Genomic DNA, 25,523 nt, shown 5'->3' on the forward strand with positions numbered 1-25,523 from the left:
TGTAAAATATATAAAACCCATTATAACACAAACGAAACGGCTGTCGTAACACAGCCGCTCCCTAAATTTTTCTAATGATCGCGAGCCATTAAATACCCCGCGATTTCAAGCAGCCGTGTATTGTCGGCAAATCCGCCCTCAAGCACCGCGCTCCGGGCAGCTTCCGTTAGGCGTTTGACCTCTTCGCGCGAGGATTCCAGCCCGATGAAATACGGGTAGGTCACCTTTTGCTGCTTGATGTCGCTGCCTGTTTTTTTGCCGAGTTTACCTTCGTCACCGACCAGATCCAGAATATCATCCTGCACCTGAAAAGCCAGCCCGATATGGGTGCCGAACTCACGGAGCGCCTCCAGCTGCTTCTTATCGGCTCCGGCGATCCGTCCGCCCGCCAACAGCGAGAAAACGATAAGATCGCCAGTCTTATGAAGATGGATGTACTGCAGCTGTTCCAGATCGGTCAGCCCCTGCTCACCCTCCATATCGGCAACCTGGCCGCCGACCATACCGCGCGGACCGGCCATTTCGGCCAGGTCCTCCACGATGGACAGCACCTGCTCCGCAGGAATGCCATGGCGGCGGGAAGCCTGTACCACGCTGTAGAACGCATGCGTCAAAAGCGCATCGCCGGCCAAAATTGCCGTCGCTTCACCGAATACTTTGTGATTCGTCAATTTGCCGCGCCGGTAATCATCATTATCCATGGCCGGTAAATCGTCGTGAATCAGCGAATACGTATGCACCATCTCAATGGCCGCTGCTACCGGCAGAGCCGCCTCGCGGCTGCCGCCCAGCGCTTCACAGGCAGCGATGACGAGCAGCGGGCGGAGGCGCTTGCCTCCGGCCTGCAGCGAATAGTCCATCGCTTCCTTCAAATGGATGGGTACTGTCCAGGCTGCCGGAAGCGTCCGCTCCATCTCAGCTCCAACCAGTTCGCAGACTTCGGCAATGTAATCCTTCAGCGGCGGCTGCTGGGCCTTACCGGTAGTGCCTGTCTCCAAGTCATGCTCAAAGCGGCTCATCGGCATCCCCTTCCAGGCGGGCACCGAACGGTTTTTTGCGCAGCTCCCCATCTTCCAGGGTAATCATCTCAATCTTGCGTTCCACTTGTTCCAGCTTGCTGCCGCACAGCTGCGAGAGCTTCATGCCCTGCTGAAACAAATCTATAGCTTTCTCCAGGGGAACGTCGCCGTGCTCAAGCTCACGTACGATTTCCTCCAGCCGCTCCATAGCTCCTTCAAAATCCAGTTCCGCTTCCTTCGTCATCGTCTTTGCCATCCTCCTTCATTCCCCATACCTGGCAGCTTAGCTGTCCGTCACTGAGCTTTATGTTCACCACATCGCCAAGCTCGACTTCCTTAAGCGATTTGATTAAATGCTGTTCCTGTTCGTCGTAGACGAGGCTGTAGCCCCGCGACATGACCTTGAGCGGGCTGAGCGCATCCAGATGGCGCAGCTCGGACACATACCGTGACCGCTTGTCCTGCAGGCGCGCCTGCATGGCCCCCGCAAGCTGGCGGGTCATACTCTCCGCCTGCTGGCGGGCAGCGCTGACACTGCCCAGCGGATGGAACCGCTGCAGGCTGTGGTGCAGCACCGCCTGGCGCTCACGCGCACGGCGGTTCCGGGTCTCCGCTGCGCGCGTGAGCGCCGTGCGGAGCATATCCAGCCGCTGCGCGTGCTGGGCCAGCTGGCGGCGCGGGCCGACCAGCGCCAGCGAGCGCTGCAGCGAAGCCAGGCGCTCGCCGCCGCGCTGGGAGCGGCGCAGCAGGCCCTGGCGCAGCCGCTGCTCTGCCGTGCGCAGCTGCGCGGCCAGTTCGGCTGCACTCGGCACGGCCAGCTCTGCGGCGGCCGTAGGCGTCGCCGCCCGCAGGTCGGCGGCGAAATCGGCGATCGTAAAGTCGGTCTCGTGGCCGACGGCCGAGATGACCGGAATGCTTGACGCCGCAATGGCCCGGGCGACAGCTTCTTCGTTGAAGGCCCATAGCTCCTCCAGTGAGCCGCCGCCCCGGCCGACGATCAGCACGTCGGCCTCGCCCATGTCATTTAAGGTTTCGATGGCCTTCACAATGGAAGGGCCTGCACCTTTGCCCTGGACGAGCACGGGATAGAGCACAATCGCCACCTGCGGAAAACGCCGCTGCAGCGTAATCACAATATCTCTAACCGCCGCGCCTGTAGGAGAAGTCACGACCCCGATACAGCGAGGGAACCGCGGCAGCGGCCGTTTGCGTGCGGCCGCGAACAGTCCCTCCTGCTCCAGCTTGCGCTTGAGCTGCTCATAAGCCATGTACAGACTGCCGATCCCGTCAGGCTGCATATGCGTAGCATAGAACTGATACTGCCCGTCCCGTTCATATACGGTTACATTGCCTCTGGCAATAACCTTGGTGCCTTCCTTCGGGACAAAGGGCAGGCGCTGGTTATGCGAAGCGAACATTATCGCCTTGATCCGGCTGCTCTCATCCTTCAGCGTGAAATACATATGTCCGCTGCCGTGATGGGTGAAATTCGAGATTTCTCCGCGAATCCACACATCGGACAGCAGGTTGTCGGAATCGAGCTTCATGCGGATGTAACGGTTAAGATCCTTTATCGAGTAGACTTGCCGTTCTGCCGCCATGAGCCCTGACCTATTCCAGGCCGCGGCGGCGTTTGGCCGCTATCAGCGTGTTGCTCATCAGCATGGTGATCGTCATTGGCCCCACTCCACCCGGTACTGGTGTAATGTATCCGGCAACTTCCTTGGCGCTCTCATAATCGACATCACCGGCAAGCTTGCCGTTATCCAGACGGTTCATCCCGACGTCAATCACAACCGCACCGGGCTTGACATAAGATCCGTCAATAAAGTTGGCCCGGCCGATGGCTACCACCAAAATGTCTGCCTGGCGGCTAAGCTCAGCGATGTTCGCGGTGCGCGAATGGCACATTGTTACCGTTGCGTTCTCACGCTGCAGCAGCAGTGAGACCGGTTTGCCGACGATATTGCTGCGCCCGATGACTACAGCATGTTTGCCTGACAATTCAGTGCCGGTACGTTTAATCAGCTCGATGACTCCGGCAGGCGTACAAGGAAGCAGGCTGTCATCGCCGATGACCAGATTGCCGACATTGATAGGATGGAAGCCGTCAACATCTTTCTCCACGGAAATGGCGTCAATGACCGCCTTCTCCTCAATATGCTTCGGAAGCGGCAGCTGAACCAGAATTCCGTCAATATCATCACGGCTGTTCAGCTCTGCCACCAGCTTCAGAAGCTCTTCCTGGGAAGTGGAGGCATCCAGCCTGTGGACTTCCGAATGGAAGCCAAGCTGGGTGCTGGATTTCTCTTTATTGCGGACATACACCTGAGAAGCCGCATCTTCACCGACAAGAACGACAGCAAGACCGGGCTTCACGCCGCGTTCGGCCAGTCCGGTAACTTCCCGGGCAATGTCGATACGAATTTCGTCGGATACCTGTTTACCGCTGATGATTGCTGCTGTCATGTAAGTCTCTCCCCTTTTGTCTGATTAAGATGTAGATAGAATACTTTAAATATCTGCTTTGAGCGTATCAATCTCCTGAATCATCTTGCCGAGTACGCCATTGACGAACTTGCCGGAATCGTCCGTACCGAAGTGCTTGGCCAGATCAATCGCCTCATTGACGGCAACCTTAGCCGGCACATCATTGCCAAACACCATTTCGAACGTGGCCAGGCGCAGAATCTGACGGTCCACCCGCGACAGCCGGCTCATTTGCCAGCCTTTAAGATAATGCTCAAGCATATCGTCGATCGCAACCTTATGCTCCCATACGCCATTTACGTGCTCAACGACATACGCCTTCAATTCAATTTCGTCTGTAATGACACGTTCAGTCTCATTCTCTTCCGAAGCTTCCTCAATCAGCATCTCCACGGCTTCCGCACTGTCTACGTCATTCATTTCCATCTGGTACAAGCTTTGGACAATAATCTCTCTCGCTAAACGTCTTTTCATGTGTTTCCTCCTACAATCTAATCTCACATTTTATATTACACTGCTGTATTTCCACACCAGTCTGTCGCGTTGCATTTCATACAATTATTTCAAGCTATATAAATTGAACTTATAATTCTTCTATTTTGGGATTGACCGTGACTCCAGAGAATGTTTGGACTTCCGGCCGCTGTTAGGTTTGGATTTCATGAATTTAACCGCGAATCGCAGTAGAAATCCAAAACCTAAAGGCGGACGCTATCGCTCCTACAGTTCCAAAATTCCCTTCCGCCACTTTTCCCTAAATATAATTCTCAAGTTCAATCTAGATAAATCAAGCAAATTCTATCCCTAATTGTATTTCGTACAATTAAAAATCAAAAAAGTTCATTTCCGTGTTTATTTCTGTATTTAATTGTACGAAATACAGTTAAACAAGCTTTGCAGACCAATATTGCAATTTTAAATGAACAAAATGCAATTAAACAAGCGCAAAACTTCATTTTACATTAGTTTAGTAAGCTGTGGCCTAATCTCAACTACTAGCCAGAGCTAATTGAGCTTACTACTGCGGGCAAATGCCACAACGTTCCAGCCGATTACCGCCCTGCTCCAGAAAAAAAACCGCACAGCCCTTCTTCCGGCAAAACAGGCAACTCTAACGAACGGGTTCCAGCTCCGGGAGAAAGACTATAGCGGTTCACTTGAAGGGACGCCAGCGTCCGGACAACCATGCTACTAGATCCTGCCACTGAAACAGGGGACCCTGTGCGGTATCCTTTCTTTTGCCGAACGTATATCCGATGAACACTACCAGTGCAAAGAACAGCATATCCCAAAAACCGCTAATCAAATAAATCAATCCGAGAACGATGCCGAAGGTGACTCCGGCAATTCTACCCCCGTGACTTTCCCATACTTCTCTCCAGAACATAGGGAAACTCACCTCTATTCCACTCGACTTTTGAAGCTTGGAGACTGAGTAAGGTTGGCAATATATACAGAAACGTCAGCAACCGGAATCCCGGTCGTTTCCTGCACGAATTCATGCACCTGGCGCTGCACTTCTGTTGTAAGCAGCGGAAGGGAATGCTCGCCGTCCACCACTGCTCGGATCATAATTTCAAGACCGGCTTGTGAAACGCGAATGCGCGATTTCAAATCCCTGATCCCTTTTACTTTACCGGCAGCCTTGAGGCTCAGATTCTCAATGGTCTCTATAGAAATCTGAATATCCCCATACTCCGTGCGCTGATCCACCGAAGGCATCGAGGCGCGGTCCCGGCGCAAAGAAATGTAGAAGAAACGGATGCTGAGCAAGAACAGGATAACAGCCACGGCTATTGCGGTTATATACGCTGCAGGGTCATCCGGAATCTCCAGCGTATCCGGAATAGCGCCGCTTAAGAGGAGGATGGCAATTACTGATAATATTCCGATACTTAAGCTGTACAGAAACAGCAGAAGTCTGTCCAAAATTTTTGCCACGAGTCACATAACCTCCTTAAATTAGAGTAAACCCTCGACGGTGCTGTCGGGGGTTTATGGAAGAACGCAGGCCCTTATTTCACGCGGAGAACCGCATCTGTATCTTCACTCTTGTCTACAGTGTTGTTGTTTCTGAACTGCACATCATGGATATGCACATTTACTTCCACAACGGTCAGACCTGTCATTGTCTCGATGGAACGTTTCACGTTGCGCTGAATTTCTGCAGCCACTTCAGGGAGACGGTTGCCGTACTCAATAATGACAGACACATCTACAGCAGCCTCACGTTGGCCAACCTCTACCTTCACGCCCTTGGACAGGTTCTTGCGTCCGAGAAGCTCCACGATCCCTCCGGCAAAGCCGCCGCTCATGCCAGCCACACCTTTAACTTCTACGGTTGCCAAACCTGCGATAACCTCGATCACTTCAGGAGCGATCTGGATCTCACCGATCTCCGTACGTTCGAATTCTGTCGGCAATGTACTCATTTTGGACTTCACACCTTTCAATCAAAAAGTTGTTCACAATTTCAAGCGCCAAGCACGTCTCTTATTAAACATACTATATCATTTGCCGAACTTTATGACAAACAATGAGAAGCCGTCCTAAATTTCATACTCTTCGAGGAATTTGATATCGAAATTGCCGTCCAGAAACACCGGGTGCTCCAGCAGTTTCTGATGGAAAGGAATTGTAGTATGTATGCCTTCCACGGCAAATTCAGCAAGCGCACGCTTCATTTTCGCAATCGCTTCCTGGCGCGTAGGCGCCCAGACAATCAATTTGGCAATCATCGAGTCGTAGAAAGGTGAGATTGTATATCCCGGATAAGCTGCGCTGTCTACACGTACACCCAGTCCGCCCGGAGGCAGATAAAAGCCAATCTTGCCCGGTGAAGGCATGAAGTTACGCTCCGGATCCTCTGCATTAATACGGCATTCAATCGACCAGCCGTTAATCACGATATCTTCCTGTGTAAAGGACAGCGGATTACCTTCAGCCACAGAAATCATTTCCTTGATCAGGTCAACGCCCGTAACCATCTCCGTTACCGGGTGTTCAACCTGAATCCGTGTATTCATCTCCATGAAATAAAACTGTCCATCCGGACCCAGCAGAAACTCCAGCGTACCCGCTCCCGAGTAATTGACCGCCAGTGCGGCCCGCACCGCTGCTTCGCCCATAGCTTCGCGGATCTCCGGCGTAAGTACGGAGCATGGAGCTTCCTCCACCAGTTTCTGGCGGCGGCGCTGCACGGAGCAATCCCGTTCGCCTAGATGGACAACATTGCCGTGGTTATCGGCAATGATCTGAATCTCCACATGCTTCATGCCGGTCAGGAATTTCTCCAGATACACGCCTGCATTGCCGAAAGCCTTCTGTGCTTCCTGCTGTGCGGCGGTAATCTGCTTCACGAGTGATTCCTCATCCTCGGCAATGCGGATGCCCTTGCCTCCGCCGCCTGCGGTAGCCTTTACGATAATCGGATAGCCGATATCGCGGCCCAGCATAATAGCCTCCTCCACATCGCCCACCAGCCCGTCAGAGCCGGGAATGATCGGCACGCCAGCCAGCTTCATCGTTTCCTTGGCTACAGCCTTGTCGCCCATACGCGTAATCGCGTCGGGGGACGGTCCGATGAAGGTAATATTGCAGGATTCGCAGATTTCTGCGAAATCGGCATTCTCAGCCAAAAAACCGTAGCCGGGATGAATGGCATCGCATTCAGTAAGCGTGGCTACACTCATAATATTTGTAAAATTCAGATAACTATCCTTCGACAGCATCGGGCCGATGCAGTAAGCTTCGTCAGCCAGCCGGACATGCAGTGAATCCCGGTCAGGCTCCGAATAGACCGCCACGGTGGAAATGCCCAGTTCACGGCAGGCCCTGATAATGCGGACCGCGATTTCGCCGCGGTTGGCAATCAACACTTTTTGAATGTTCATGCGTTTCCTCCCAAAGTTTAACGAAGCTTGCAAGCTCCTCAAGTTCAGCGTGCTTTATTCCGGTTTCACCAGAAACAGCGGCTGGCCGTATTCCACAAGCTGGCCGTTCTCGGCAAGGACGGAGACGATCTCTCCGCGCACTTCAGCCTCCAGCTCATTCATCAGCTTCATCGCTTCAATAATGCAGACCGTTGATTTCTCGCTGACCCGGTCGCCGACATTAACAAAAGACGGGGTTTCCGGTGAAGCGGCACTATAGAAAGTCCCTACCATCGGTGAGACAATTTTATGTAATGCGCCTTCAGCGGGTGAAGATGGCGGCTGCTGTGCAGCAGGGATCTCATAAACGGCCGTAGGTGCAACTTGCTGCGGACTTTGCGGCTGCGGTGCTTGCGTAAAGGGATAGCCATAAGGAGTCGCCTGTATTGCTGTTCCATCAGCTTCAGGGCGATCCGGTTTTCGAATAGCCAGCTTCATTCCTTCGCTTTCAATCTCCAACTCGTGTACGGAGGAGGTCTGGTCCAACAATTTAATCAATTCCTTAATTTCGCTTAACTTGAACATTTAATAGTTCACTCCTTCAGCTTTCTCTCGAAGCCACTCTTCTGATACGGTCAAGATAACTTTATGTATTATATCACAAACGATAGAAATGGAAAGAGCCCGGGACGCGCCCGGGCTCTTTCGGCATTTTCTTTGGTTTTCGACAGGCTGATTATTGCTCGCTGACATATTGGACTCTGATCTTGTCCTGGGAAACGCTTAGTTCCTTCATCACGAGATCCACGATTCCAACAGCTTGCTTCACATCCAGCTTCTCGCTCAGCACCACCACGGTGTAAGCATCTCCGGATTCTTCTTTGACAATGGCTTCACCGTATTTTTTCTGCAATTGCTCTTCAATTCCGGTGATTTTGGTTTCTTTTTCTTCAAGCTTGTTCAGCTGTTCATGGGCAACTGCATTTTCGGCAGGGGTTTTGTCCATGTCATTGATCAGGGCCAGCAAATCGTTGTAATTCTTCAGATTCTGCTGCTCGCGTTCATAGAGGTAGTTGTTGAACAGGCTGCTTGCAGAAACACTCTGGGAGGCTACCTCATCCAGGATTTCATCGTCGCCCTTGGCTGGAGTTTTCTCTGTGGAAGCTGCTGCAGTATCTTTATCGGCTGCTGCGGAGGTATCTGCAGCTGCGGTTTTCGAATCGCTTGATTTGTCGTCCTTTGCGGCCGCTGTCTTATCAGCGTCTTCACCTTTGGCATTCGCCGGCAGAGTGCTGTCATCTTTTACTGCGGCATCATCGTTGTCACCTTTCGCGGCGACAGTGCTGTCATTGGTGCTGTCATCAGCAGCGACGGCTGTGCTGTCGTCCGCTGTACCCGTTGTTCCGGCATCAGCAGTAACTGCGTCCTTTGTGTCCACTTCATTGATGACCAACCCGTTATCCAGTACTGATGAATTCGCGCCAGTTTCCTTGAGGTTATCCACTTGAATACTTCCCGCTGTTTCCTGGGGGACCGAGGCCCCGGAGTCCTCTGTGAATAAATAGTATGCGGAAAGCACAACCATTAAGCTGAGCATGGATACCAACCAAATCGTTTGTCTTTTGCCCTTCATTTTTTATTCCTCCTCAAAGTTTGTAGCATGTAATCAATCACTGCTCCTGCTTGCGCGGCACTACGGATATGCGGTAGCTCGGCACGTTCAGCCCCTTCTCGACAGCCTCTTCAATCAATCCCCGGACGACTTTGTTCTCCGCTCCCTTGGCAACGACGAGAACGCCGCGCACCTGGGGTTTTATCCGTTTGGTTATAATCGGGGTTTCGTCGCCCGATTGGCTGTAGGTGACGATCTCGCCATCCCTTGTGTATTGTGTGGTGTGCCGTTTGCCTCCGTTGGCATCGGTCTCTTCGCTCTGCTGTTGGGAATCGTTCATATCCCGGACCACGACAATTTCTTCAGTAGAATCCACAGTGACCATAATATCGACCGTGCCTACACCAACGATTTTCTCCAGAATTTCTTTCGTGCGGTTCTCCATTGCCAGCTCAATGCCATCAAATGAATTGGGAGTGCTCAACTCCCCCTGCTGCAGGGTCGCCTGCGAACTCTCGCTTACCGGCGGTTCTCTTCCAGTGTTCTCGCTGTCCAGCTTTTTCACGTTTACGAAGGAGTTGAACAGCATGATTGCCGCACCCAGCAGTCCCAAAATAATCAGCCAGCGGAAGGTATGACTCCTTTTCGGACTGCCGGACCCGCCTCCTGCCCATTGCTCCAGTTTCTTCAGCCAATTGCCCATTTCTTATCCCTCCTCCGGTTACCGGCGTATGCCGTATTGGTAGAGCTATATTTATAATTTCTCGGCGCCGTTTTTACCGCCTTGAATATGAATCGCATCGCGGTCTAAATTCCAGTTCTGCTCCAGCAGCTTGATGATCATTTCCTCATCGGTATTTGCACTGGAGCTGTCTTCAACCGATGCCCCGGCTTCTGTTCCAACCTCAGCTGCCTCTCCCTCTCCCCCGCCCAGGCTAACCTGCACTGGTTCCACCGGCTGGATGATGATCGGCTCTGCTGTGCCTGCGCCATTGTCTGGTTCCGCACCTGTACCCCCAGCCTCCACTGCTCCAGTTGCTGCCGGCAGAGAGACGGTCACCGAAGAGATTAACGGAACATCTTCACCGCCGCCCTCTCCGGGAGCCTTGCCCATCCCCAGTGTTACGGTGACTTTCGCCCCGCCTACCCCTGTGCTGCCGGCAATCTGGTCTCTCATCTGCCCAGCCACCTCTTCGGCGGCCAGCTTCAGACTTTGTTCCTTTGCTCCCGCAGCCAGCATCCGCCCGTCCGCCAGGATTTTCTCCAGCGAGTCTGCCCCGTCACCTGCACCGGACAAAAGACCGCCGTGTTTCTCCTGCTGCACCATCGCCACACTCAGCTCTGCTGCAGCATCTCCTTTCAGAAAAGAGACGATCGGGCTCAGCATAGTAAGCAGGACCAGCAGACTGAGCACCAGCCTGGCATAACGTTCCATCGACTTGCTCGGAAGCAGCATTTCCACGAAGGCGGCCATCAGCACCACCAGAATGAGCTCCCGCAGCCATCCGCCCAACCAGGTCATTGTCTACCTCCTACAAGTTTTGTTAGGATTGCATCGCAGAACTCGCTTCGACAATACTCACTTCGGAGAAAAAACCGCTTTGAAGCTGTTCCCTATTCACCTCATCATGACGGTGACATTGCCGGCCGTCAGCATGATCGTGACGGCCAGGAAGAACATCAGCGATACGGCGGCCAGCGCCGCGAATACATAAATCATGCTTTTGCCGATCGTCTGCAGGCAGGTTACAATCGGTGTCTCGCCCAGCGGCTGCATGACCGCTGCGGCCACATTGTAGATCAGCGCGAGAACCAGTATTTTGATCGCCGGAAAAGCACAAAGGAAGAGGATGATAATGACGCCCGACAACCCGATGGCATTCTTCACCAGCAGTGAGGCCGAGATTACCGTATCAGTGGCGTCCGCGAACATTTTGCCGATAACCGGCACGAAATTTCCTGTAATATATTTGGCTGCGCGGATGGTCACACCGTCCGTAACCGAGCTGGTGATCCCCCTGACGGAAATGACACCTAGGAACACGGTCAGCAGTACGCCGAGCAGTCCCGCTCCGATGTTGCGCAGCAGATTGGCCAGCTGGGTCAGTTTGTATTTCTCGGACATTGCGCTCACCAGATGCAGCACCGCCGAGAAGAACAGCAGCGGGAACACGACGGTATGGATGAGCGTGCCCACCGCATGGATCATGAAAACAATCAGCGGATGGGTAACCGACACCGTAACGATGTTGCCCATCGAAGCCAGAAGCGCGAAGAGCAGCGGGATCATCGCCATCATGAAATCGATCATCCGGTCGATGGCATCCTTGGCATAGCCGATTGCAATGTTGAAGCTGTTGACGGCGATGACCAGCACAACCATGTAACAGAGCATATAGGCGATTTTACTGACTGATTTCCGTTCAAAAGCGGTCTGCAGCGTCTCCAGAATCATGCTGAGCACACTGACCATAACGATCGTCACCAGCAGCTTGCCGTTGTACAGCACCTCGTGCCACATGTAGGAGGTCAGTCCGGTCAGCACGCTTTTGAAGCTGAGTCCCTTCTCCCCCGGCAGCAGCATATCCATCAGCGAAGGAGTCTTCCCGTCCGGAAAAAATCCCCCGTAATCCTTCATCAGCTGGTCCCAGTACGACTCCACCTTGTCTGTCGGCAGACTTTGCATTTGCCCTTTCACCCACTGATCCACTGGAGAGGAAGACCCTCCCTGGGTGGTTGAAGACGTTGGTGAGGTAGTTGGCGGAGTGGTTGGCGCAGCGGCTGTAGCCCGGGCGGTATCCGCACACCAGAGAAACAGCAGGCAGGGCAGGAGCAGCAGCAGCATTTTTAGTTTTGGCGGACGAAAAATACTGCGTTGACGCATATCCTTTCCTCCCGCCTTTCTCTGGCTTCTTTTTACTAAGGGTCACGGATCAGGCGGGCAGGAGCTTCATCACCGTTTCGATAATAATGCTGATGATCGGTACGGCAAGCACCATGATCAGCACCTTGCCGGTCAGCTCGATTTTGGAGGCGATGGATTCCTGTCCGGCATCACGCACAATCTGCGCTCCGAACTCCGCGATATAGGAAATCCCGATGATTTTAAACACGGTTTTGAGATAGATCATTTCCATCCCGGAGGACTCCGCCACCCGCTCCAGCGTGCCCAGAATCGTGCCGATCTTGCCGATCAGGAACAGGAAGATTAGAATGCCTGCCGCAGTGGTCAGCAGAAAGGCGAACATGGGCTTTTGTTCCTTCAGAACAAGGATCAGAACCGTTGACAGGAGCCCTATTCCTACCACTTGAATGATTTCCATAAGGCCTGCCTATTGAAAAAGAAAAATCGTTTTGATTTCCTGGAGCAGTCCGTCCAGCATGCGGATCACCATAAACAGCACGATGATGAACCCGACTATCGTCACCCAATGGGCGATGTCCTCTTTACCCATCTGTTTGAGCACCGTGTGAATCATGGCGATGATGATGCCGATGCCGGCAATCTGAAAGATCGCGTTGACTTCAATATTCATTCCTGGCACCTCGCTAAAAGATCAAAATGACGATCAATGCTCCAAGCAGCAGACCCAGGCTTTTGCTCATTTTTTCATATTTGCCCTGATCTTCTCTGGCCACTGTCTCCTCCTGCTTCAATTGCTGCAAAGCCAGCGCGATATGCGTGCTTTGATTCGACCTGTCGCTGGTGCCGAGCGTGCAGCTCAGCTGCCGGAGGATCTCCTGCTCCGTTCCCTTCAGGGAGGCGGTTTTGAAGTGGGCATCCATAGCCCGCTGGATGGCTTCCTCGGCGCTGCGGTCATGTGGCGGGCTCATCTCTTCAGCCGCTCTCATAAAAAACGCCCTCAGCGGATCCTTGGACTGCAGCCCAATCCGGCGCAGTGCTTCCGGGAGCGGGGTGAAGCCGTACAGAATCTCGGTCTCCAGCCGCTGCAGCGCTGCGATAAGGCCTCTGATGTGCCGGGGCCTGTCAGCATACTGCGCAGCCCGCTTGAACCCGGCTAGCGTACCCGCCAGCACGATCAGCACGGCTCCGAACAGCTTAAGCATGGCGGTCACCGCCCAGCCGCTCTTCAGGCGAGACCAGCAGCAGCCCGCGTTTCTGCCCGTCCAGGATGCGGAACGACAGACCGGCGTCCGTCCGGTGCAGGATGACATAACGCTCGAACATATGATGTTCCAGTAATCCGCCAAGGCCGGGCCGCCGGGCCAGCTCGGCCACTTCCTTGCCGTGGGCCGAGGCCACTACCGAGATGCCGGCGTGCAGCGCTTCGGTGACGGCTTCGGCATCCTCAGGGCGGCCGATTTCATCGGCGATCAGCACATCGGGCGACAGGGAGCGGATCATCATCATCATGCCTTCCGCCTTGGGACAGCCGTCGAGGATGTCCGTACGCGGACCCACGTCAAAGGCCGGGATGCCGCGGCGGCTGCCGGCGATTTCCGAACGTTCGTCGACGATGCCGACTTTCAGTCCCGGCCGGTTGCCCTCCCGCCCTCTTGGGCTCCCTGTCGAGATCTGCCTGGCGAGATCGCGCAGCAGTGTAGTCTTGCCATGCTGCGGCGGCGAGAGGATCAGCGTGTGCATGACCCGCTGCCTCCCCCTTTCCAGCAGATAGGGCAGAATTCCGTCGGCAATGCCTGGCAGCTCACGGGCGATCCGGACATTGAAGCCGGTGATATCCCGCAAGTGCTCCACACCGCCGCCGCTTAAGACTGTCCGGCCGGAAAGACCAATGCGGTGTCCGCCGGGGATGGTGATAAAGCCTTTGCGCAGTTCTTCTTCCATCGTATAAAGCGAATGATTGCTGATCAGGTCAAGCAGCCGGTGAGTGTCCTCTCGGCTTGGCTTGTACGCTTCTTCGGGTCTTTGGGTCAGACTGCCGTCGCCGGTGAGGAAATGATATTTGCCGGAATAGTTGATCTCCAGCGGACGCCCTTCGCGGACCCGGATTTCCTCCACCTTGTCCAGCAAATGAACAGGAAGCCCTCTCAGCAGCGCCCTTACTTTTTCGGGAAACAATAAAAGCCAGTCGTTAGCCATACAGAGTACCCCCAAGTTGTCCTCTACTTTAATAGCTTTATTCCATATTTATGCTTGTACCTGTGCTTTATGACTATCATCTATCATTTTTTCAGAATCCCGATTAAGAGAAAGGCTACCCCGCAGCCAATCCAGCCCAGCTTGCCCCAGGACAGCTCCTGCGCCATCCCTGTGAGGCCAACCGCGGTCGTTAAGATCAGTATCGTAGGTCCGACCAGAGCCAGCCCGGAATTGACCGCCAGTGCCTTGTCCACCTGATTCAGCCGCAGCATGATCAGCGCAGCCGTTATTTCCACACTGCCTGAGAGCAGCCGAAGCGCCGCCATCCAGCTCACATACTTGTCCAATCTGTTCAACTCCTTTTTTTACAATTGGAAATTGAATTGCAACCTGCCAGACTTCACCCGCGGGAAAACTTGCTGTTATCCATGGATATGCTGGACTTGCCTACTTTAGACAATAAGAAATGGGCGGTTTTCAATTGGAAGATGTGAAAGAAATCATAGTGAATCCCTCTATAAAAAAATATCATCAGTATGATAAAATAAATTTTGCAGTGCCTGAAAAAAAGGAGCTGGAAAATATAAGGGCGGCCTGTGGGATAAACTACAACCGGACTTATCGCTTCAAGCTTCTTGTTACATTGTTATAGTTGGATAAAGACATCGGAAAAAGAGGGGATTTATGTCATGCAAGTTCGTAATTTCGTAGTGCCGCTTGTTTCAAACACAGTAGCCAAACAGGTGAGGGATGTGGCCATCATTATTTTCTCGGCCTTTCTGGTGGCGAGCGGACTCCGGCTGTTCCTTATTCCTCATCAGCTGCTCAGTGGCGGGGTAGCAGGGACGGCATCCATCCTTGGTTATTTAACGAATCCGAAGTACATCTCACTGTTCTATTTTGGTATCAATCTTCCAATCCTGATCTGGGGCTTCATTGTCGTAGGGAAGAAATATATCTGCTTAAGCATGCTCTCGGTACTGGCCACCACCTGGTTTCTGACCGTCATCCCCCTGGTAAAACTGACCAAGGACCCGATCCTTGCCAGTATCTTCGGCGGGGTAATAATTGCGGGCGGGGTAGGCTTCTCGCTTCGTGCAGGGGGTTCTTCCGGGGGTTTTGATATACTTGGCTCTATTATTACGCGCAAACACGATATTCCAATGGGCACCGTACTCTTTGTAATGGATGGTCTGGTAATCCTTAGCCTCGGCTTCTTCAAAAGCTGGGATTCTGCCCTTTACGCTATGCTTTGTATTTTCGTCAAGAGCCGTGTAGTCGATATGATCCACAGCCGCCACATCAAGCTGACCTGCTTCATCGTCACGAAGGAACGGGAAAAGATGCTGACCCGCCTCAAGCTCCTGCCTCACGGCGTTACCGTCGTCAATGCGGAAGGCGGCTACAGCCATGAAGGCAATACTATGCTGATGACTGTAACGACCCGATATGAGCTTGCCGAACTGAGAAAAACAATTCTGGAAACCGATCCAAAGTCCTTCGTCAACGTCCTGGAGACCGTAGAGATTGTCGGCCGGTTCCGGCGTCTCGGATAACAGCAGCGGAAAGCTGCCCATAACAAAAAGTCCTATTCTCCACTTTTATAGCGGGAATAGGACTTTTTACTATGATCGTCTTGTCGAGAGCATTCCTTAGCGGCGGTCCTGCGGACCCCCGACGAAGGCTTGCTCCTCTGTATCCAGATTGTAGGCGGTATGAAGCGCCTGAATGATCTGCTGCAGATTGCCGGATTCAATCACGCACGATACCTTGATCTCGGAGGTGCTGACCATCTTGATGCTTACGCCCTCTTGGGAAATGACCTCGAACATTTGCGCGGCCACACCCGGATGGCTGACCATGCCTGCGCCTACGATCGATACTTTGACGAGATTATCCTCTGAAGTGACTTCACGGTACGGCAGGGCGCTGTACAGCCCCTCGATCACTTCCTTGGCCCGTGCGAGCTCGCTAAGCGCCACCGTAAAGGAGAAATCCGCTTTCTCATTCTGCACGCCGCTCTGTACGATAATATCTACGTCGACGCCTTCTTCAGCCAGCTTGCCGAACACTTGGGCCAATACGCCGGGAATATCAGGCACTCCCAGAATACTGATCCGCGCCACATTCTTGTCATAGGCAATTCCGCTAACTACTACTCCCTGCTCCATGCTCGCTTCCTCCTTCACAACAGTACCTTCATTATGGTTAAAGCTCGATCTGACGACCAGCTTCACTTGATATCGTTTGGCATATTCCACGGCGCGCGGATGCAGTACTGCCGCTCCCAAGTTGGCCAGCTCCAGCATCTCATCATAAGAGATTTCCTTCAGCTTGCGCGCTCTCTTCACGATGCGCGGATCTGTGGAGTAGATGCCGTCCACATCCGTGTAAATTTCGCATACATCCGCTTTGATGGCGGCTGCCAGCGCTACGGCTGTCGTATCCGAACCTCCGCGGCCCAGCGTGGTAATTTCGCCGCTCTGGGTCATCCCCTGGAATCCGGCTACTATAACGATCTGCTCGCGCTCCAGCGACTCCAGCACGCGGTGGGGATCAATTTCATTGATCCGTGCCCGGCCGTGAGTCTCATCGGTGACGAAGCCGGCCTGCCAGCCTGTATACGATACGGCATTGCGGCCGATTCCGTGCAATGCGATGGAAAGAAGCGCAACAGAGATTTGTTCCCCTGTCGTCATCAGCATATCCATTTCACGCGCGGGCGGCTGAGCGTTCAGCTGCTTCGCCTGATCGATTAGATCATCCGTGGTGTCCCCCATGGCGGATACGACCACTACGCAACGGTGCCCTTCATCCTGCTTGTCTGCGATGCGTTTGGCGACACGCTGCATGCGTTCAATATCGCCGACGGAGCTGCCTCCGAATTTCATGACATAAAGTGACAAAGTCCCATTCACTCCCTATTTCGCTCTATGTAGTAGCTTATATTTGGTTTCCCGCTTTAAACCAGTATAATACGAAAACCATATCATGCGTTAATGGTTTCACAAAAAAAGCGCCCAATTTCCGTTTCTTTCCGTGATTTACCAGGCTGCCTTACCCGGATAGCCAAAAGCCTCCCCCGCAGGATGCGAGGGAGGCCGGTTGGTATAAATGTAAGTTAAGGCAGGACAAATCTTACGCGCGGGAAATGTATTTGCCTTCGCGGGTATCAATCAGAAGTACGTCGTTTTCATTAATGAAAAGAGGAACCTGAACGTTCAATCCGGTTTCTACCTTAGCAAATTTAGTAGCGCCCTGAGCCGTGTTGCCCTTGATGCCCGGCTCTGTTTCTACAACCTTCAGCTCAACGCTGGTAGGCAGGTTGATTCCGAGAATTTCGCCCTGGTAGCTGACGATGTTCACAGTCATGTTTTCTTTAAGGAAATTAAGCTCCCATTCCAATTGCTTGGCAGACAATTCGAATTGATCATAAGTTTCGTTGTCCATAAATACATGGTCCGCACCGCTGGCATACAGATATTGCACACCACGGTTCTCGATGATCGCCCGGCCAATAGTTTCACCTGCACGGAATGTACGTTCTACAGTGTTGCCGTTGCGCAGATTCTTCAGTTTGGAGCGGACAAATGCCGCACCTTTACCTGGTTTAACGTGCTGGAAATCAAGTACGGTAAAGATGTCGCCTTCTACCTCTACGGTCAAGCCTGTTTTGAAATCGTTAACTGAAATCACAAAAAATCCCTCCTGGAATCAATAATTTACCTGTTCAAGCGATCCTTACAATACCGTATAATCTTTGGACGAATGCGTGAGCAGCGCAATACCGCTGTCTGTAATCACGATGTCGTCCTCAATGCGCACACCGCCGAGGCCTTCCAAATAAATGCCCGGCTCTACGGTTACTACCATACCCGGCTGCATAATTTCATCAGCAAGCTTGGACAACCGCGGCCATTCATGGACTTCCATGCCAAGGCCATGGCCTGTGCTGTGGCCAAAATATTCCCCATAACCATAACGGGTAATAATGTCACGCGCCAAAGCGTCGCACTCCCGTCCGGTCATGCCCGGCTTGATGTTAGCCAGCGTGTGCAGCTGCGCTTCAAGCACAATATCATAGATTTCTTTCAGCTTCGGATCCGGAGTTCCCAGCGCAATGGTGCGGGTTACATCCGAACAGTAGCCGTCCAGCAGTGCACCGAAATCGAAGGTTACGAATTCGTTGTTCTGGATGACCTTGCTGCTTGCCACACCATGAGGCATTGCCGAACGTTCACCGGAAGCCACAATGGTGTCAAACGATGAAGAAGTGGCGCCATGGGTACGCATGTAGAATTCCATTTCCAGATCTACATCACGCTCGGTCATGCCGGGCTTGATCACATTCAGAATATGGCTGAATGTTGCATCCGCCAGATCCGCTGCCCGCTGCATGACGGCCAGCTCTTCCTTGTCCTTAAACATGCGCAGGTTCTCAACAGCTTTGGAGACTGGAACCAGTGCCGCCGGCTGCAGAGCCGCAGCATATGCGGTGTAAGCGCTGAAGGTTACATCATCCTGTTCAAAGCCGACACGGATATTGCCGCCCTGCGGCAGCAGTTCGCGTACAGTGTCAATGAATTTCGCACCATGCTGAACCACTTTAAGTCCGTTCACCTGCTCTGCAGCCTGTGTCATGTACCTAAAGTCGGTCAGCAGATAACTGTCATCACCGGTCACCAGTACATAACCGGAAGAGCCGGTAAATCCGCTCAAATAGCGGCGGTTGATGCCGCTGGTTATTAACATCGCATCCAATCCTTGTTCTTGCAAAACCGTACGCAGCTTGGAGACGCGCTCGTTGCCCATTTTCATTCTCCTCTCGAAATAGCCACATTGTATTTTAACATAGGGTCATGCCCTTGAGAAGTTTTTTCGGGCCATTAAGCCAGGCTTGTCTGCTGCTCGCGTTTCCGCTCATCCGTATACTCGATCGCCGCGGTATAGCCGATGAACAAACCCCAGAGTAAAAAGATGCAAAATTCACTGATTACAGAGTTCCAAGGCAACCTGAACGGAGGCTGCATAAGAAATTGCCACGACCCGGCAAGAAAGAGCGCGGACCAGCACAGAACCCCGTAAATCATCCCCGGCCAGGGACCCTTCAGCTTGCGGAAGATCAGCACATAAAAAAGTGATGCTGCTACCGAGAACACGATAAAAGACAGGTATCCGGCCAAATGCCCGGCCGCTGTCATCAGAAATTCATGTTTAAAGAAAGGCTCGGCCAAAAAACCCGGAAGAACCTTGGTGAAATGAAAGGCATACATCAGCCAGCGGATCCCTCCCCAGATTATTCCGGCAAAAAAGCCCAGTTCAATGGCAAAATAAAAAGGGTTCGTATGCTGCGATTTTTGCTTGCCTGCATTATTCATCTTACTGCCTCACTTTCAATATATGGGTTGCCCTTCGGCCCCTCCGCTCTCTAAATGCTAGTATGCACAGGAAAAGGCAATCCAACTAGCAATGTGGGCATAAATTAGTTACAATGTATTATATAAATCATATTAATACATGGGAAGGTGAATTGGTTGTCCCAAGAAACTCCAAGTTACGGCGGCCAAGCCGTTATTGAAGGCGTCATGTTCGGCGGCAAGCATATTAACGTAACAGCCGTAAGAAGGAAGAATCAGGAAATCACATTTTTGGAGGTGCCGAGAAGCGATAAGAGCTGGGTCGTTAAACTGCGCAAGATTCCGCTGCTTCGCGGCATTGTCAGTATTATAGATTCCAGCGCCAAAGGCTCCAAACATCTGAATTACTCAGCGGAATCGTATGCCGAGGATGAAACAGAGCCGGAAGAGCTTGCCAAGCAGCAGAAAGAAAAAGAAAAGAAGAAGGATGAGGGCTGGAGCCTCGGCATGATTTTTGGCGTGGCGGTTATGGGTATCCTCTCCTTTCTCTTCGGTAAGGTAATATTTACACTGGTGCCGGTATTCGTTGAAGATTTTTTATTCGGCAATGCATTTGATAACTATGTTCTGCACAACCTCGTAAGCCGGTGAGGAATTGACTGTTCAGAATGTACAGAAGTACAGCCGCCTGCATTACCGTTGTGGAAGCAGCTTTATGATGCTGACCATTGTACTGGGTGTGATCATTTACTCCGTTGTCCCTTGGGATAACCTTACACAGCGTGTACTGCAGCGGATTATTCTCCTTCCTGTCGTCATTGGGGTATCGTTTGAAGTGCTGAAGGGCACCAACGCTGTACGCGACATTCCGGGTCTCAAGTATTTAGGTTATCCGGGGCTGTGGCTGCAGCTGCTCACCACTAAGGAACCAAAGGATGATATGGTGGAAGTCTCCATCGCCTCGTTCAACCGGATGCGGGAGCTTGATGCCGCAATTGAAGCAGGGGAATATTCAGAAGTGAGAGTGTCAGGCGGCATATTGGATCCTGCGAAAGGATGAGTGGCCTATGAGGCATGCTTTGATTTTTTGGATTTCGGTATCGCTCGCGGTACTGGGTCTCGTTACAGGAATGTTAAGCGATGTATTCGGAACGTTGTCGGTATTCATTTTTCCTTTGGTGTTATTCGGTCTTCTCTATTATGGTTACAAGATGACACCGGCGGGAAAAACACGGGTTCCCGGCAGACCGCGCACAAAAGTAAAGCCTTCACAGAAAACCATGTCCAAAGTGGCAGGGGTACGCAAAGCCCAAACCGCTCCCGGCAAACGCAAAAGCTATCCGTTCCAGGTTATCGAGGGCAGCAAGGGTAAAAGCGACGATCAGCTTCCAAAATATCATTAACAGGCTCTTGCTGCTCAAGCAGAAAACTGTAAGCATCAAAAAGGCATCTCCACGTTGCATAACTGACGTGTGGGATGCCTTTTTTAATACAATTGCTGCGGTGGGAAGATGGAGACTCACTGGGTGAGCTTGTGAACGGGCGGCCTCCAGTTTTTGAAGAATTCCTCCCCCGCCTTATATCCAGCCGCGTACAGATCATCACCCTGCACCGGGGAAATATGAAAACTGGTTGTGGAAATCCCCAGTGTCGGAATTTTGACCGTCCGCACAAGTTTCTCTGTTTCGATATAACGTTCATCATGAGCCGACAGCATGGTCCCAACCAGCGCCTGCAGCATACTGAAGGGACCGGTGATCCGGTGAGGCTGGGGATCCGTTCTCCCGATCAGCTGATAGCCGACTGTAGGGATTTTGTGCCCTGGACTTTTAAAACCTGCTTGTTTCTCATCGAACAGCCATAACGGAAAATTGCTGAGCAGTCCTCCGTCCACGAAATAAACGAATTGTTCAGTGAATGACTTCCCCCGGGCAGCCTGCCCGCTTAAACGCAGCATAACCGGGTCGAAAAAATAAGGAATGCTGCAGCTCATGCGGACTGCCTTGGCGACTTCAAACCCGCCTGGGGTTATGCCGTATTCCTCCAGTCCGTCCGGAAGGACAACAATTCGTCCGTTCGAGATATCCGAAGTAATGATGGACAGCTTCCCGCGCGGTAAATCGCTGAAGGTGACAATGCCTTTCTCCCGCAAAATGCCGCGGATCCAGGATTCCAGCGCCTCTCCCGAGTACAGGCCTTTTTTAATCATCACCCGCAGCGCAGGGCCTACGAAAGCTGTGTTGTACAACGCTCCCCGTTTTAAAAAAGAAGAAAAAGAAGTTCCTTTTATAATCCGGCTCATGGCTTCACCGTTATAACCTGCAGCCAGCATCGAGGCGATAATGGAACCGGAGGAAGTTCCGGCTACTTTACGAAAGGTGCGGCCCGCCTGTTCCGTCGCCTCGACCGCTCCCGCGAGCGATATTCCCTTTACCCCACCGCCTTCAAACACAGCATTAATCTCCATACAGAGTTTACCCCCGTTCCATAGATCCTATTGCTTATCTATGAGCACGGGGGAAGTTTCATGACTTCTTATGATTGCAATTGCCGGTAATTCATCAGGATTTGAAATAGAAGGTCAATAAGCTGGAGAGTCCGAACGGATCACGCACGACGATATCATTCGCACGGAACATAATGCTTCCGGCAACCTCATCGTACTGTTCGTTATATTTGAGCTGATTGATGATTTGCTCTCCGCTCTGCCATTCGGCCTTCTGATCACTTGCTCCGACCTTATAAGCTGCCTGGCCAATGTACAGCTTCACTCCGGTACCCTTAACTTCATTTACCCACCAGTCTACAAGCTTGTCATAGCGGGCTGCTGAGAAGGATAAACTCCAGTAAATCTGCGGTGCAATATAATCGATCCAGCCATTTTTGATCCATGTCCGGGTATCCGCATACATGTTATCATAGGCCGATACGCCTGCCGTTGTGTCGGAGCCGGTACTGTCGGCCTTCTTGTTGCGCCACACGCCAAACGGGCTGACACCGTAAGAAACATCAGACTTCGCGCTATGAATCTCCTGGCCTAGCTGGCGGATAAATTCATTAATGTTGTCCCGCCGCCAATCCCCTTTACTGGAGATAGCCTTGGCGTTATATGTATTGAACGCCGTGTCATCGGCGAAAGAGCCGGAGGGATAAAAGTAGTCATCCAAATGCACACCATCAATGTCGTAGCCTTTGACAACCTCCATCACCGTGTCGATAATATGCTGGCGCGCCTCCGGAATTCCCGGATTGATGTACAGCTTGTTCTCTGCTTTTACAATCCATTCCGGATGGGCCTTGGCCACATGATTGCTGGCAAGGCTTGAAGTGCTGGCATCCGTGGTTGCACGGAACGGGTTGAACCAGGCATGAAACTCCATGCCGCGTTCGTGTGTGCTGCTAACCATGTACTCCAGCGGATCATAACCGGGATTTATCCCCTGCGTTCCGGTTAACACCTTGGACCAGGGAACAAGCACCGAAGGATACAGACTGTCCCCTGACGGTCTGACCTGTACAAATACGGCGTTATAACCGGTGGCCTGCAGCTTGTCCAGCATGGTGCTGAACTCTTTCTTCTGTTTGTCGGCATTGTTTGCCGAAGAGGTCGACGGCCAATCCAGATTGAATACGGTGGAGATCCAGGCACCTTTCATCGCCTTGCCTGTTTTTGCTCCCGGAATGGACGGGATTTCAGGAACCGTTGGCTTCGGCACCGTTGGCGTTGGCACGGTAGGTGTTGGCACCGCAGGCGTTGCCGGTGTAGTTGGAACCGACGGGGTAACAGGACTGATAATTTCTGTATTCGAGTATAGGGCGATATGCTTTGCAGCCTGATTCCAGACCACCTGCAATCCGAGCTGTTCGCCTACAAAACGAAGCGGCACCATCACCCGGCCCTGCCGGCTCTGAACCGATGTTTCAAGGCTGATAGAAGCTCCGTCCACGAGGGCCGTTGTGCTGCCGCTGGTCAGCTTCAGCACAGTGCTCCCTTTGCTGATCGTGGCCGTCTTGCTGCTCTGGTTCCAATCCACTGTCGCGCCAAGTCCCCTGCTGACTACAGCGACAGGCACCAGTGTTACGTTGGAAGCGGTAATGTACGGCGGCACATCACTGCTTAGTAGTTCCCCATCCAGCTCAATCGTAATCGGCACCGCTGCCGCACGGACACCGGGTAACCCTACAGACAGGCACAAGACAAAAACCAGCAATCCTACAATCCATTTACGGTAATTCATAATTCCTCCCAGGTTTACATTCTGAAATGTGTATAAACAAAAAGAAACGGCCTTCTCGTCCTTAAATAAGGGAGACGGCCGTTTGCTTTGGAAACGGGGTCATAGAAAAAAAGAACGTTACCCGTTTTGACGTAAAAAAACTGGAAAAGTTGCGCAAAGCAAGAAAAATCTGCTTCGTCTAAGAATCGCTGACCAGCTCATGGTGAATATCGTATAAGGTCTGGAGACGTGCTTCATCGCGCCGGAAATATTCCACCAGCGTTTCAATCCGCGTGATAGAATCCCAGCTCAAATGATGTTCGATGCCCTCCACATCCTTATAAATATGCTCCTGCTGTACTCCGATCAGGCCAAGAAACTCCTCCAGCAGCTGATGACGGTCAACGAGACGTTTTCCTACTTTTTTACCTTTGCTCGTTAGGACAAGCCCACGATATTTCTCATAGATGAGATAGTCGTCCTTATCCAGTTTTTGGATCATCTTGGTTACAGAGGAGGGGTGTACTTCCAGTCCCTCGGCAATATCCGAAACCCGCGCATATCCTTTCTCGTCGATGAGCTTGTATATGCGCTCCAAATAATCCTCCATGCTGGGTGTTGGCATTCAAGTTTACCTCTTTTCTATAATGAGCGTGGCGCGGGGGCCAACCTTGCTCTAACAATGATACATGTTTCTGCCGCTCTTTGGCAAGTCCTCCGGCCCCTTGTTGCCCAGCATAGCGATGTTTACCATGATTTTATTCCGCCCTTAACCGGCACAATAACGATATCCTCATCCCTAAGGAGCGTGAACCCATGACTGTAGTAACACCCGAACGTCCCGCGGTAAAAAGACAGAAAAAGCCGACCGGTCTTTTCATTCCAGAGCTGGTTTTTTTCGAGCCGGATTCGCTTAATTATCCCAAAGGAGTACGGATTATGGAATGGGTCAAAGCCCAGAACATCCCCTACCGCATGACGACCTCGCATAACCGCATTACGAACCTGCCCGGCGAAACCGAGGTTGAGCAATACAAAATCGCCAAAAGAACACTGGTGGTCGGCCTGCGCAAAACGTTGACCTTTGACCAGTCCAAGCCGTCCGCGGATTATGCGATTCCGATTGCCACCGGCTGCATGGGACATTGCCATTATTGTTATTTGCAAACTACGCTGGGGGCCAAGCCCTATATCCGTGTCTATGTGAACACCGGGGACGTCATTGAGGCCGCTAAAAAATATATCCAAGAGCGCGCTCCGGAAATCACTACATTTGAAGCCGCCTGTACTTCCGATCCGCTCGGGTTGGAGCATATTACCGGCTCCCTGACGGAGCTGATCAGCTTCATAGCCGCAGAGCCGCTCGGGCGGCTGCGTTTTGTAACCAAATACCAGCATGTTGAGCCGCTGCTTCAACTGAAGCATAACGGCCATACACGAATCCGTTTCAGTGTGAATGCCGACTATGTCATCAAGAACTTCGAGCCCGCTACTTCGCGGTTTGAGGAGCGGATTGAGGCTGCGGGAAAAGTAGCCCGGGCCGGTTATCCGCTGGGCTTTATCATCGCACCGATTATCTGGCATGACGGCTGGGAAGAAGGCTATGCGGAACTGCTGGAGAAACTGGCCAAAACCCTTCCGCCGGATGTGGGCAAAGGATTGACTTTTGAAATGATTCAGCACCGTTTCACCAAAACAGCCAAAACCGTGATCGAGAAACGTTACCCCAAATCAAAGCTGGAGATGGATATTGAAAAACGCAAAAAGAAATGGGGCCGCTGGGGCCAAAATAAATATGTGTACCCCGATGAACAGCAAACCGCCCTGCGGGAGTTCATCACAGAGCGGATTTTTGAACATTTCCCGGAAGCGGGAATTGATTATTTTACCTAAG

At 52.2% G+C, this 25,523-nt stretch carries 29 protein-coding genes and 1 pseudogene; 4 read left to right on the top strand and 26 right to left on the bottom strand.

Features of this window, described 5'->3' with window-relative positions:
* Positions 1 to 71: 71 nt before the first annotated feature.
* The 19 genes from ACQ76X_RS02590 to ACQ76X_RS02680 form a co-directional block, all read right to left on the bottom strand.
* On the bottom strand, positions 72 to 1,019 hold the full coding sequence (locus ACQ76X_RS02590) for a polyprenyl synthetase family protein (RefSeq protein WP_438491299.1): 948 nt from the start codon (positions 1,017 to 1,019) through the stop codon (positions 72 to 74).
* Positions 1,006 to 1,263, bottom strand: a complete 258-nt coding sequence (gene xseB / locus ACQ76X_RS02595; protein WP_038594924.1) for an exodeoxyribonuclease VII small subunit — start codon at positions 1,261 to 1,263, stop codon at positions 1,006 to 1,008. The genes ACQ76X_RS02590 and xseB overlap by 14 nt, the downstream gene beginning before the upstream one ends.
* Positions 1,235 to 2,620 (bottom strand): exodeoxyribonuclease VII large subunit, encoded by a 1,386-nt coding sequence (gene xseA / locus ACQ76X_RS02600; protein WP_038594925.1) that lies wholly within the window; start codon positions 2,618 to 2,620, stop codon positions 1,235 to 1,237. The genes xseB and xseA overlap by 29 nt, the downstream gene beginning before the upstream one ends.
* A 10-nt stretch (positions 2,621 to 2,630) precedes the next feature.
* Positions 2,631 to 3,488 (bottom strand): bifunctional methylenetetrahydrofolate dehydrogenase/methenyltetrahydrofolate cyclohydrolase FolD, encoded by an 858-nt coding sequence (folD, locus tag ACQ76X_RS02605; RefSeq protein WP_341094776.1) that lies wholly within the window; start codon positions 3,486 to 3,488, stop codon positions 2,631 to 2,633.
* Between the two features lie 45 nt (positions 3,489 to 3,533).
* Positions 3,534 to 3,983 carry a transcription antitermination factor NusB gene (gene nusB, locus ACQ76X_RS02610; RefSeq protein WP_438491301.1) on the bottom strand — a complete coding sequence of 150 codons (450 nt, stop codon included), beginning with the start codon at positions 3,981 to 3,983 and terminating at the stop codon, positions 3,534 to 3,536.
* Between the two features lie 679 nt (positions 3,984 to 4,662).
* Positions 4,663 to 4,896, bottom strand: a complete 234-nt coding sequence (locus tag ACQ76X_RS02615) for a DUF2273 domain-containing protein (RefSeq protein WP_438491303.1) — start codon at positions 4,894 to 4,896, stop codon at positions 4,663 to 4,665.
* A 14-nt stretch (positions 4,897 to 4,910) separates the two neighbouring features.
* Entirely contained in the window at positions 4,911 to 5,450 is a 540-nt protein-coding gene (gene amaP, locus ACQ76X_RS02620; protein ID WP_076108886.1) for an alkaline shock response membrane anchor protein AmaP, read from the bottom strand.
* A gap of 74 nt (positions 5,451 to 5,524) precedes the next feature.
* A complete protein-coding gene (locus ACQ76X_RS02625) occupies positions 5,525 to 5,941 on the bottom strand; it encodes an Asp23/Gls24 family envelope stress response protein (protein ID WP_438491305.1) in 417 nt (138 codons plus the stop codon).
* Between the two features lie 117 nt (positions 5,942 to 6,058).
* A complete protein-coding gene (accC, locus tag ACQ76X_RS02630; protein ID WP_438491307.1) occupies positions 6,059 to 7,402 on the bottom strand; it encodes an acetyl-CoA carboxylase biotin carboxylase subunit in 1,344 nt (447 codons plus the stop codon).
* Positions 7,403 to 7,456: 54 nt separating this feature from the next.
* Positions 7,457 to 7,966: an acetyl-CoA carboxylase biotin carboxyl carrier protein gene (accB, locus tag ACQ76X_RS02635; protein ID WP_038594932.1), complete on the bottom strand. Its 510-nt coding sequence runs from the start codon at positions 7,964 to 7,966 to the stop codon at positions 7,457 to 7,459.
* Between the two features lie 151 nt (positions 7,967 to 8,117).
* Positions 8,118 to 9,014, bottom strand: coding sequence for a SpoIIIAH-like family protein (locus ACQ76X_RS02640; RefSeq protein ID WP_438491309.1), 897 nt, complete (start codon positions 9,012 to 9,014; stop codon positions 8,118 to 8,120).
* A gap of 37 nt (positions 9,015 to 9,051) precedes the next feature.
* Complete coding sequence (spoIIIAG, locus tag ACQ76X_RS02645; RefSeq protein ID WP_038594934.1) at positions 9,052 to 9,696, bottom strand: stage III sporulation protein AG; 645 nt, start codon at positions 9,694 to 9,696, stop codon at positions 9,052 to 9,054.
* A 51-nt stretch (positions 9,697 to 9,747) separates the two neighbouring features.
* The gene (gene spoIIIAF / locus ACQ76X_RS02650) at positions 9,748 to 10,515 is read right to left on the bottom strand and encodes a stage III sporulation protein AF (protein ID WP_438491311.1); all 768 of its coding nucleotides are present in this window, start codon (positions 10,513 to 10,515) and stop codon (positions 9,748 to 9,750) included.
* Between the two features lie 96 nt (positions 10,516 to 10,611).
* Positions 10,612 to 11,877: a stage III sporulation protein AE gene (gene spoIIIAE / locus ACQ76X_RS02655; protein ID WP_438491312.1), complete on the bottom strand. Its 1,266-nt coding sequence runs from the start codon at positions 11,875 to 11,877 to the stop codon at positions 10,612 to 10,614.
* A 49-nt stretch (positions 11,878 to 11,926) separates the two neighbouring features.
* Positions 11,927 to 12,316 carry a stage III sporulation protein AD gene (gene spoIIIAD / locus ACQ76X_RS02660; protein ID WP_038594936.1) on the bottom strand — a complete coding sequence of 130 codons (390 nt, stop codon included), beginning with the start codon at positions 12,314 to 12,316 and terminating at the stop codon, positions 11,927 to 11,929.
* A gap of 9 nt (positions 12,317 to 12,325) precedes the next feature.
* Positions 12,326 to 12,529, bottom strand: coding sequence for a stage III sporulation protein AC (spoIIIAC, locus tag ACQ76X_RS02665; protein WP_020426549.1), 204 nt, complete (start codon positions 12,527 to 12,529; stop codon positions 12,326 to 12,328).
* 13 nt (positions 12,530 to 12,542) lie between these two features.
* Entirely contained in the window at positions 12,543 to 13,061 is a 519-nt protein-coding gene (gene spoIIIAB / locus ACQ76X_RS02670; protein ID WP_038594937.1) for a stage III sporulation protein SpoIIIAB, read from the bottom strand.
* Positions 13,054 to 14,055: a stage III sporulation protein AA gene (gene spoIIIAA, locus ACQ76X_RS02675; RefSeq protein ID WP_038594938.1), complete on the bottom strand. Its 1,002-nt coding sequence runs from the start codon at positions 14,053 to 14,055 to the stop codon at positions 13,054 to 13,056. Before spoIIIAA ends, spoIIIAB begins: the two co-directional genes overlap by 8 nt.
* Before the next feature lie 83 nt (positions 14,056 to 14,138).
* Positions 14,139 to 14,402, bottom strand: a complete 264-nt coding sequence (locus tag ACQ76X_RS02680; protein ID WP_379140721.1) for a YqhV family protein — start codon at positions 14,400 to 14,402, stop codon at positions 14,139 to 14,141.
* Positions 14,403 to 14,744: 342 nt separating this feature from the next.
* On the opposite strand from ACQ76X_RS02680, the gene ACQ76X_RS02685 reads away from it, so the two are divergent.
* The gene (locus ACQ76X_RS02685; protein WP_341094788.1) at positions 14,745 to 15,611 is read left to right on the top strand and encodes a YitT family protein; all 867 of its coding nucleotides are present in this window, start codon (positions 14,745 to 14,747) and stop codon (positions 15,609 to 15,611) included.
* Positions 15,612 to 15,707: 96 nt separating this feature from the next.
* Here ACQ76X_RS02685 and ACQ76X_RS02690 read toward each other — a convergent pair whose 3' ends face one another.
* The 4 genes from ACQ76X_RS02690 to ACQ76X_RS02705 all read right to left on the bottom strand — a co-directional run bounded on the left by ACQ76X_RS02690 (position 15,708) and on the right by ACQ76X_RS02705 (position 19,433).
* A complete protein-coding gene (locus ACQ76X_RS02690; protein WP_438491316.1) occupies positions 15,708 to 16,961 on the bottom strand; it encodes an aspartate kinase in 1,254 nt (417 codons plus the stop codon).
* 232 nt (positions 16,962 to 17,193) lie between these two features.
* Positions 17,194 to 17,751 carry an elongation factor P gene (efp, locus tag ACQ76X_RS02695; protein WP_076108880.1) on the bottom strand — a complete coding sequence of 186 codons (558 nt, stop codon included), beginning with the start codon at positions 17,749 to 17,751 and terminating at the stop codon, positions 17,194 to 17,196.
* A 45-nt stretch (positions 17,752 to 17,796) separates the two neighbouring features.
* On the bottom strand, positions 17,797 to 18,867 hold the full coding sequence (locus ACQ76X_RS02700; protein WP_438491318.1) for a M24 family metallopeptidase: 1,071 nt from the start codon (positions 18,865 to 18,867) through the stop codon (positions 17,797 to 17,799).
* Positions 18,868 to 18,941: 74 nt separating this feature from the next.
* Positions 18,942 to 19,433 (bottom strand): YqhR family membrane protein, encoded by a 492-nt coding sequence (locus tag ACQ76X_RS02705; RefSeq protein WP_340897292.1) that lies wholly within the window; start codon positions 19,431 to 19,433, stop codon positions 18,942 to 18,944.
* A gap of 207 nt (positions 19,434 to 19,640) precedes the next feature.
* Between ACQ76X_RS02705 and ACQ76X_RS02710 the strand changes: the two are divergent.
* Together ACQ76X_RS02710 and ACQ76X_RS02715 are read left to right on the top strand one after the other, a co-directional pair.
* Positions 19,641 to 20,472 (top strand): annotated as a pseudogene (locus tag ACQ76X_RS02710) (DUF1385 domain-containing protein).
* Between the two features lie 7 nt (positions 20,473 to 20,479).
* A complete protein-coding gene (locus tag ACQ76X_RS02715; protein ID WP_438491320.1) occupies positions 20,480 to 20,815 on the top strand; it encodes a hypothetical protein in 336 nt (111 codons plus the stop codon).
* Positions 20,816 to 20,931: 116 nt separating this feature from the next.
* On the opposite strand, the gene ACQ76X_RS02720 is transcribed toward ACQ76X_RS02715, so the two are convergent.
* The 3 genes from ACQ76X_RS02720 to mntR form a co-directional block, all read right to left on the bottom strand.
* Positions 20,932 to 21,879 carry a patatin-like phospholipase family protein gene (locus ACQ76X_RS02720; protein WP_438491321.1) on the bottom strand — a complete coding sequence of 316 codons (948 nt, stop codon included), beginning with the start codon at positions 21,877 to 21,879 and terminating at the stop codon, positions 20,932 to 20,934.
* 94 nt (positions 21,880 to 21,973) lie between these two features.
* Positions 21,974 to 23,650 carry a family 10 glycosylhydrolase gene (locus ACQ76X_RS02725; protein ID WP_438491323.1) on the bottom strand — a complete coding sequence of 559 codons (1,677 nt, stop codon included), beginning with the start codon at positions 23,648 to 23,650 and terminating at the stop codon, positions 21,974 to 21,976.
* Positions 23,651 to 23,828: 178 nt separating this feature from the next.
* Positions 23,829 to 24,254, bottom strand: a complete 426-nt coding sequence (mntR, locus tag ACQ76X_RS02730) for a transcriptional regulator MntR (RefSeq protein ID WP_038594947.1) — start codon at positions 24,252 to 24,254, stop codon at positions 23,829 to 23,831.
* A gap of 191 nt (positions 24,255 to 24,445) precedes the next feature.
* Between mntR and splB the strand changes: the two genes are divergently transcribed.
* A complete protein-coding gene (splB, locus tag ACQ76X_RS02735; protein ID WP_438491325.1) occupies positions 24,446 to 25,522 on the top strand; it encodes a spore photoproduct lyase in 1,077 nt (358 codons plus the stop codon).
* The last annotated feature ends 1 nt before the right edge of the window (position 25,523 follow it).

Source organism: Paenibacillus sp. IHBB 3054 (assembly GCF_051594305.1).
In the GTDB taxonomy this organism is placed as follows: Bacteria; Bacillota; Bacilli; order Paenibacillales; family Paenibacillaceae; genus Paenibacillus_AQ.

Coding starts and splice junctions, on each gene's coding strand:
- nusB (WP_438491301.1), bottom strand. CDS start 3,983: ATGAAAAGACGTTTAGCGAGAGAGATTATTGTCCAAAGCTTGTACCAG.
- ACQ76X_RS02590 (WP_438491299.1), bottom strand. CDS start 1,019: ATGAGCCGCTTTGAGCATGACTTGGAGACAGGCACTACCGGTAAGGCC.
- ACQ76X_RS02705 (WP_340897292.1), bottom strand. CDS start 19,433: ATGAATAATGCAGGCAAGCAAAAATCGCAGCATACGAACCCTTTTTAT.
- mntR (WP_038594947.1), bottom strand. CDS start 24,254: ATGCCAACACCCAGCATGGAGGATTATTTGGAGCGCATATACAAGCTC.
- ACQ76X_RS02720 (WP_438491321.1), bottom strand. CDS start 21,879: ATGGAGATTAATGCTGTGTTTGAAGGCGGTGGGGTAAAGGGAATATCG.
- spoIIIAB (WP_038594937.1), bottom strand. CDS start 13,061: ATGCTTAAGCTGTTCGGAGCCGTGCTGATCGTGCTGGCGGGTACGCTA.
- xseA (WP_038594925.1), bottom strand. CDS start 2,620: ATGGCGGCAGAACGGCAAGTCTACTCGATAAAGGATCTTAACCGTTAC.
- spoIIIAC (WP_020426549.1), bottom strand. CDS start 12,529: ATGAATATTGAAGTCAACGCGATCTTTCAGATTGCCGGCATCGGCATC.
- ACQ76X_RS02685 (WP_341094788.1), top strand. CDS start 14,745: ATGCAAGTTCGTAATTTCGTAGTGCCGCTTGTTTCAAACACAGTAGCC.
- spoIIIAG (WP_038594934.1), bottom strand. CDS start 9,696: ATGGGCAATTGGCTGAAGAAACTGGAGCAATGGGCAGGAGGCGGGTCC.
- spoIIIAF (WP_438491311.1), bottom strand. CDS start 10,515: ATGACCTGGTTGGGCGGATGGCTGCGGGAGCTCATTCTGGTGGTGCTG.
- spoIIIAE (WP_438491312.1), bottom strand. CDS start 11,877: ATGCGTCAACGCAGTATTTTTCGTCCGCCAAAACTAAAAATGCTGCTG.
- ACQ76X_RS02615 (WP_438491303.1), bottom strand. CDS start 4,896: ATGTTCTGGAGAGAAGTATGGGAAAGTCACGGGGGTAGAATTGCCGGA.
- accC (WP_438491307.1), bottom strand. CDS start 7,402: ATGAACATTCAAAAAGTGTTGATTGCCAACCGCGGCGAAATCGCGGTC.
- accB (WP_038594932.1), bottom strand. CDS start 7,966: ATGTTCAAGTTAAGCGAAATTAAGGAATTGATTAAATTGTTGGACCAG.
- ACQ76X_RS02725 (WP_438491323.1), bottom strand. CDS start 23,650: ATGAATTACCGTAAATGGATTGTAGGATTGCTGGTTTTTGTCTTGTGC.
- ACQ76X_RS02625 (WP_438491305.1), bottom strand. CDS start 5,941: ATGAGTACATTGCCGACAGAATTCGAACGTACGGAGATCGGTGAGATC.
- xseB (WP_038594924.1), bottom strand. CDS start 1,263: ATGACGAAGGAAGCGGAACTGGATTTTGAAGGAGCTATGGAGCGGCTG.
- ACQ76X_RS02700 (WP_438491318.1), bottom strand. CDS start 18,867: ATGGGCAACGAGCGCGTCTCCAAGCTGCGTACGGTTTTGCAAGAACAA.
- folD (WP_341094776.1), bottom strand. CDS start 3,488: ATGACAGCAGCAATCATCAGCGGTAAACAGGTATCCGACGAAATTCGT.
- ACQ76X_RS02715 (WP_438491320.1), top strand. CDS start 20,480: ATGAGGCATGCTTTGATTTTTTGGATTTCGGTATCGCTCGCGGTACTG.
- splB (WP_438491325.1), top strand. CDS start 24,446: ATGACTGTAGTAACACCCGAACGTCCCGCGGTAAAAAGACAGAAAAAG.
- spoIIIAD (WP_038594936.1), bottom strand. CDS start 12,316: ATGGAAATCATTCAAGTGGTAGGAATAGGGCTCCTGTCAACGGTTCTG.
- ACQ76X_RS02640 (WP_438491309.1), bottom strand. CDS start 9,014: ATGAAGGGCAAAAGACAAACGATTTGGTTGGTATCCATGCTCAGCTTA.
- spoIIIAA (WP_038594938.1), bottom strand. CDS start 14,055: ATGGCTAACGACTGGCTTTTATTGTTTCCCGAAAAAGTAAGGGCGCTG.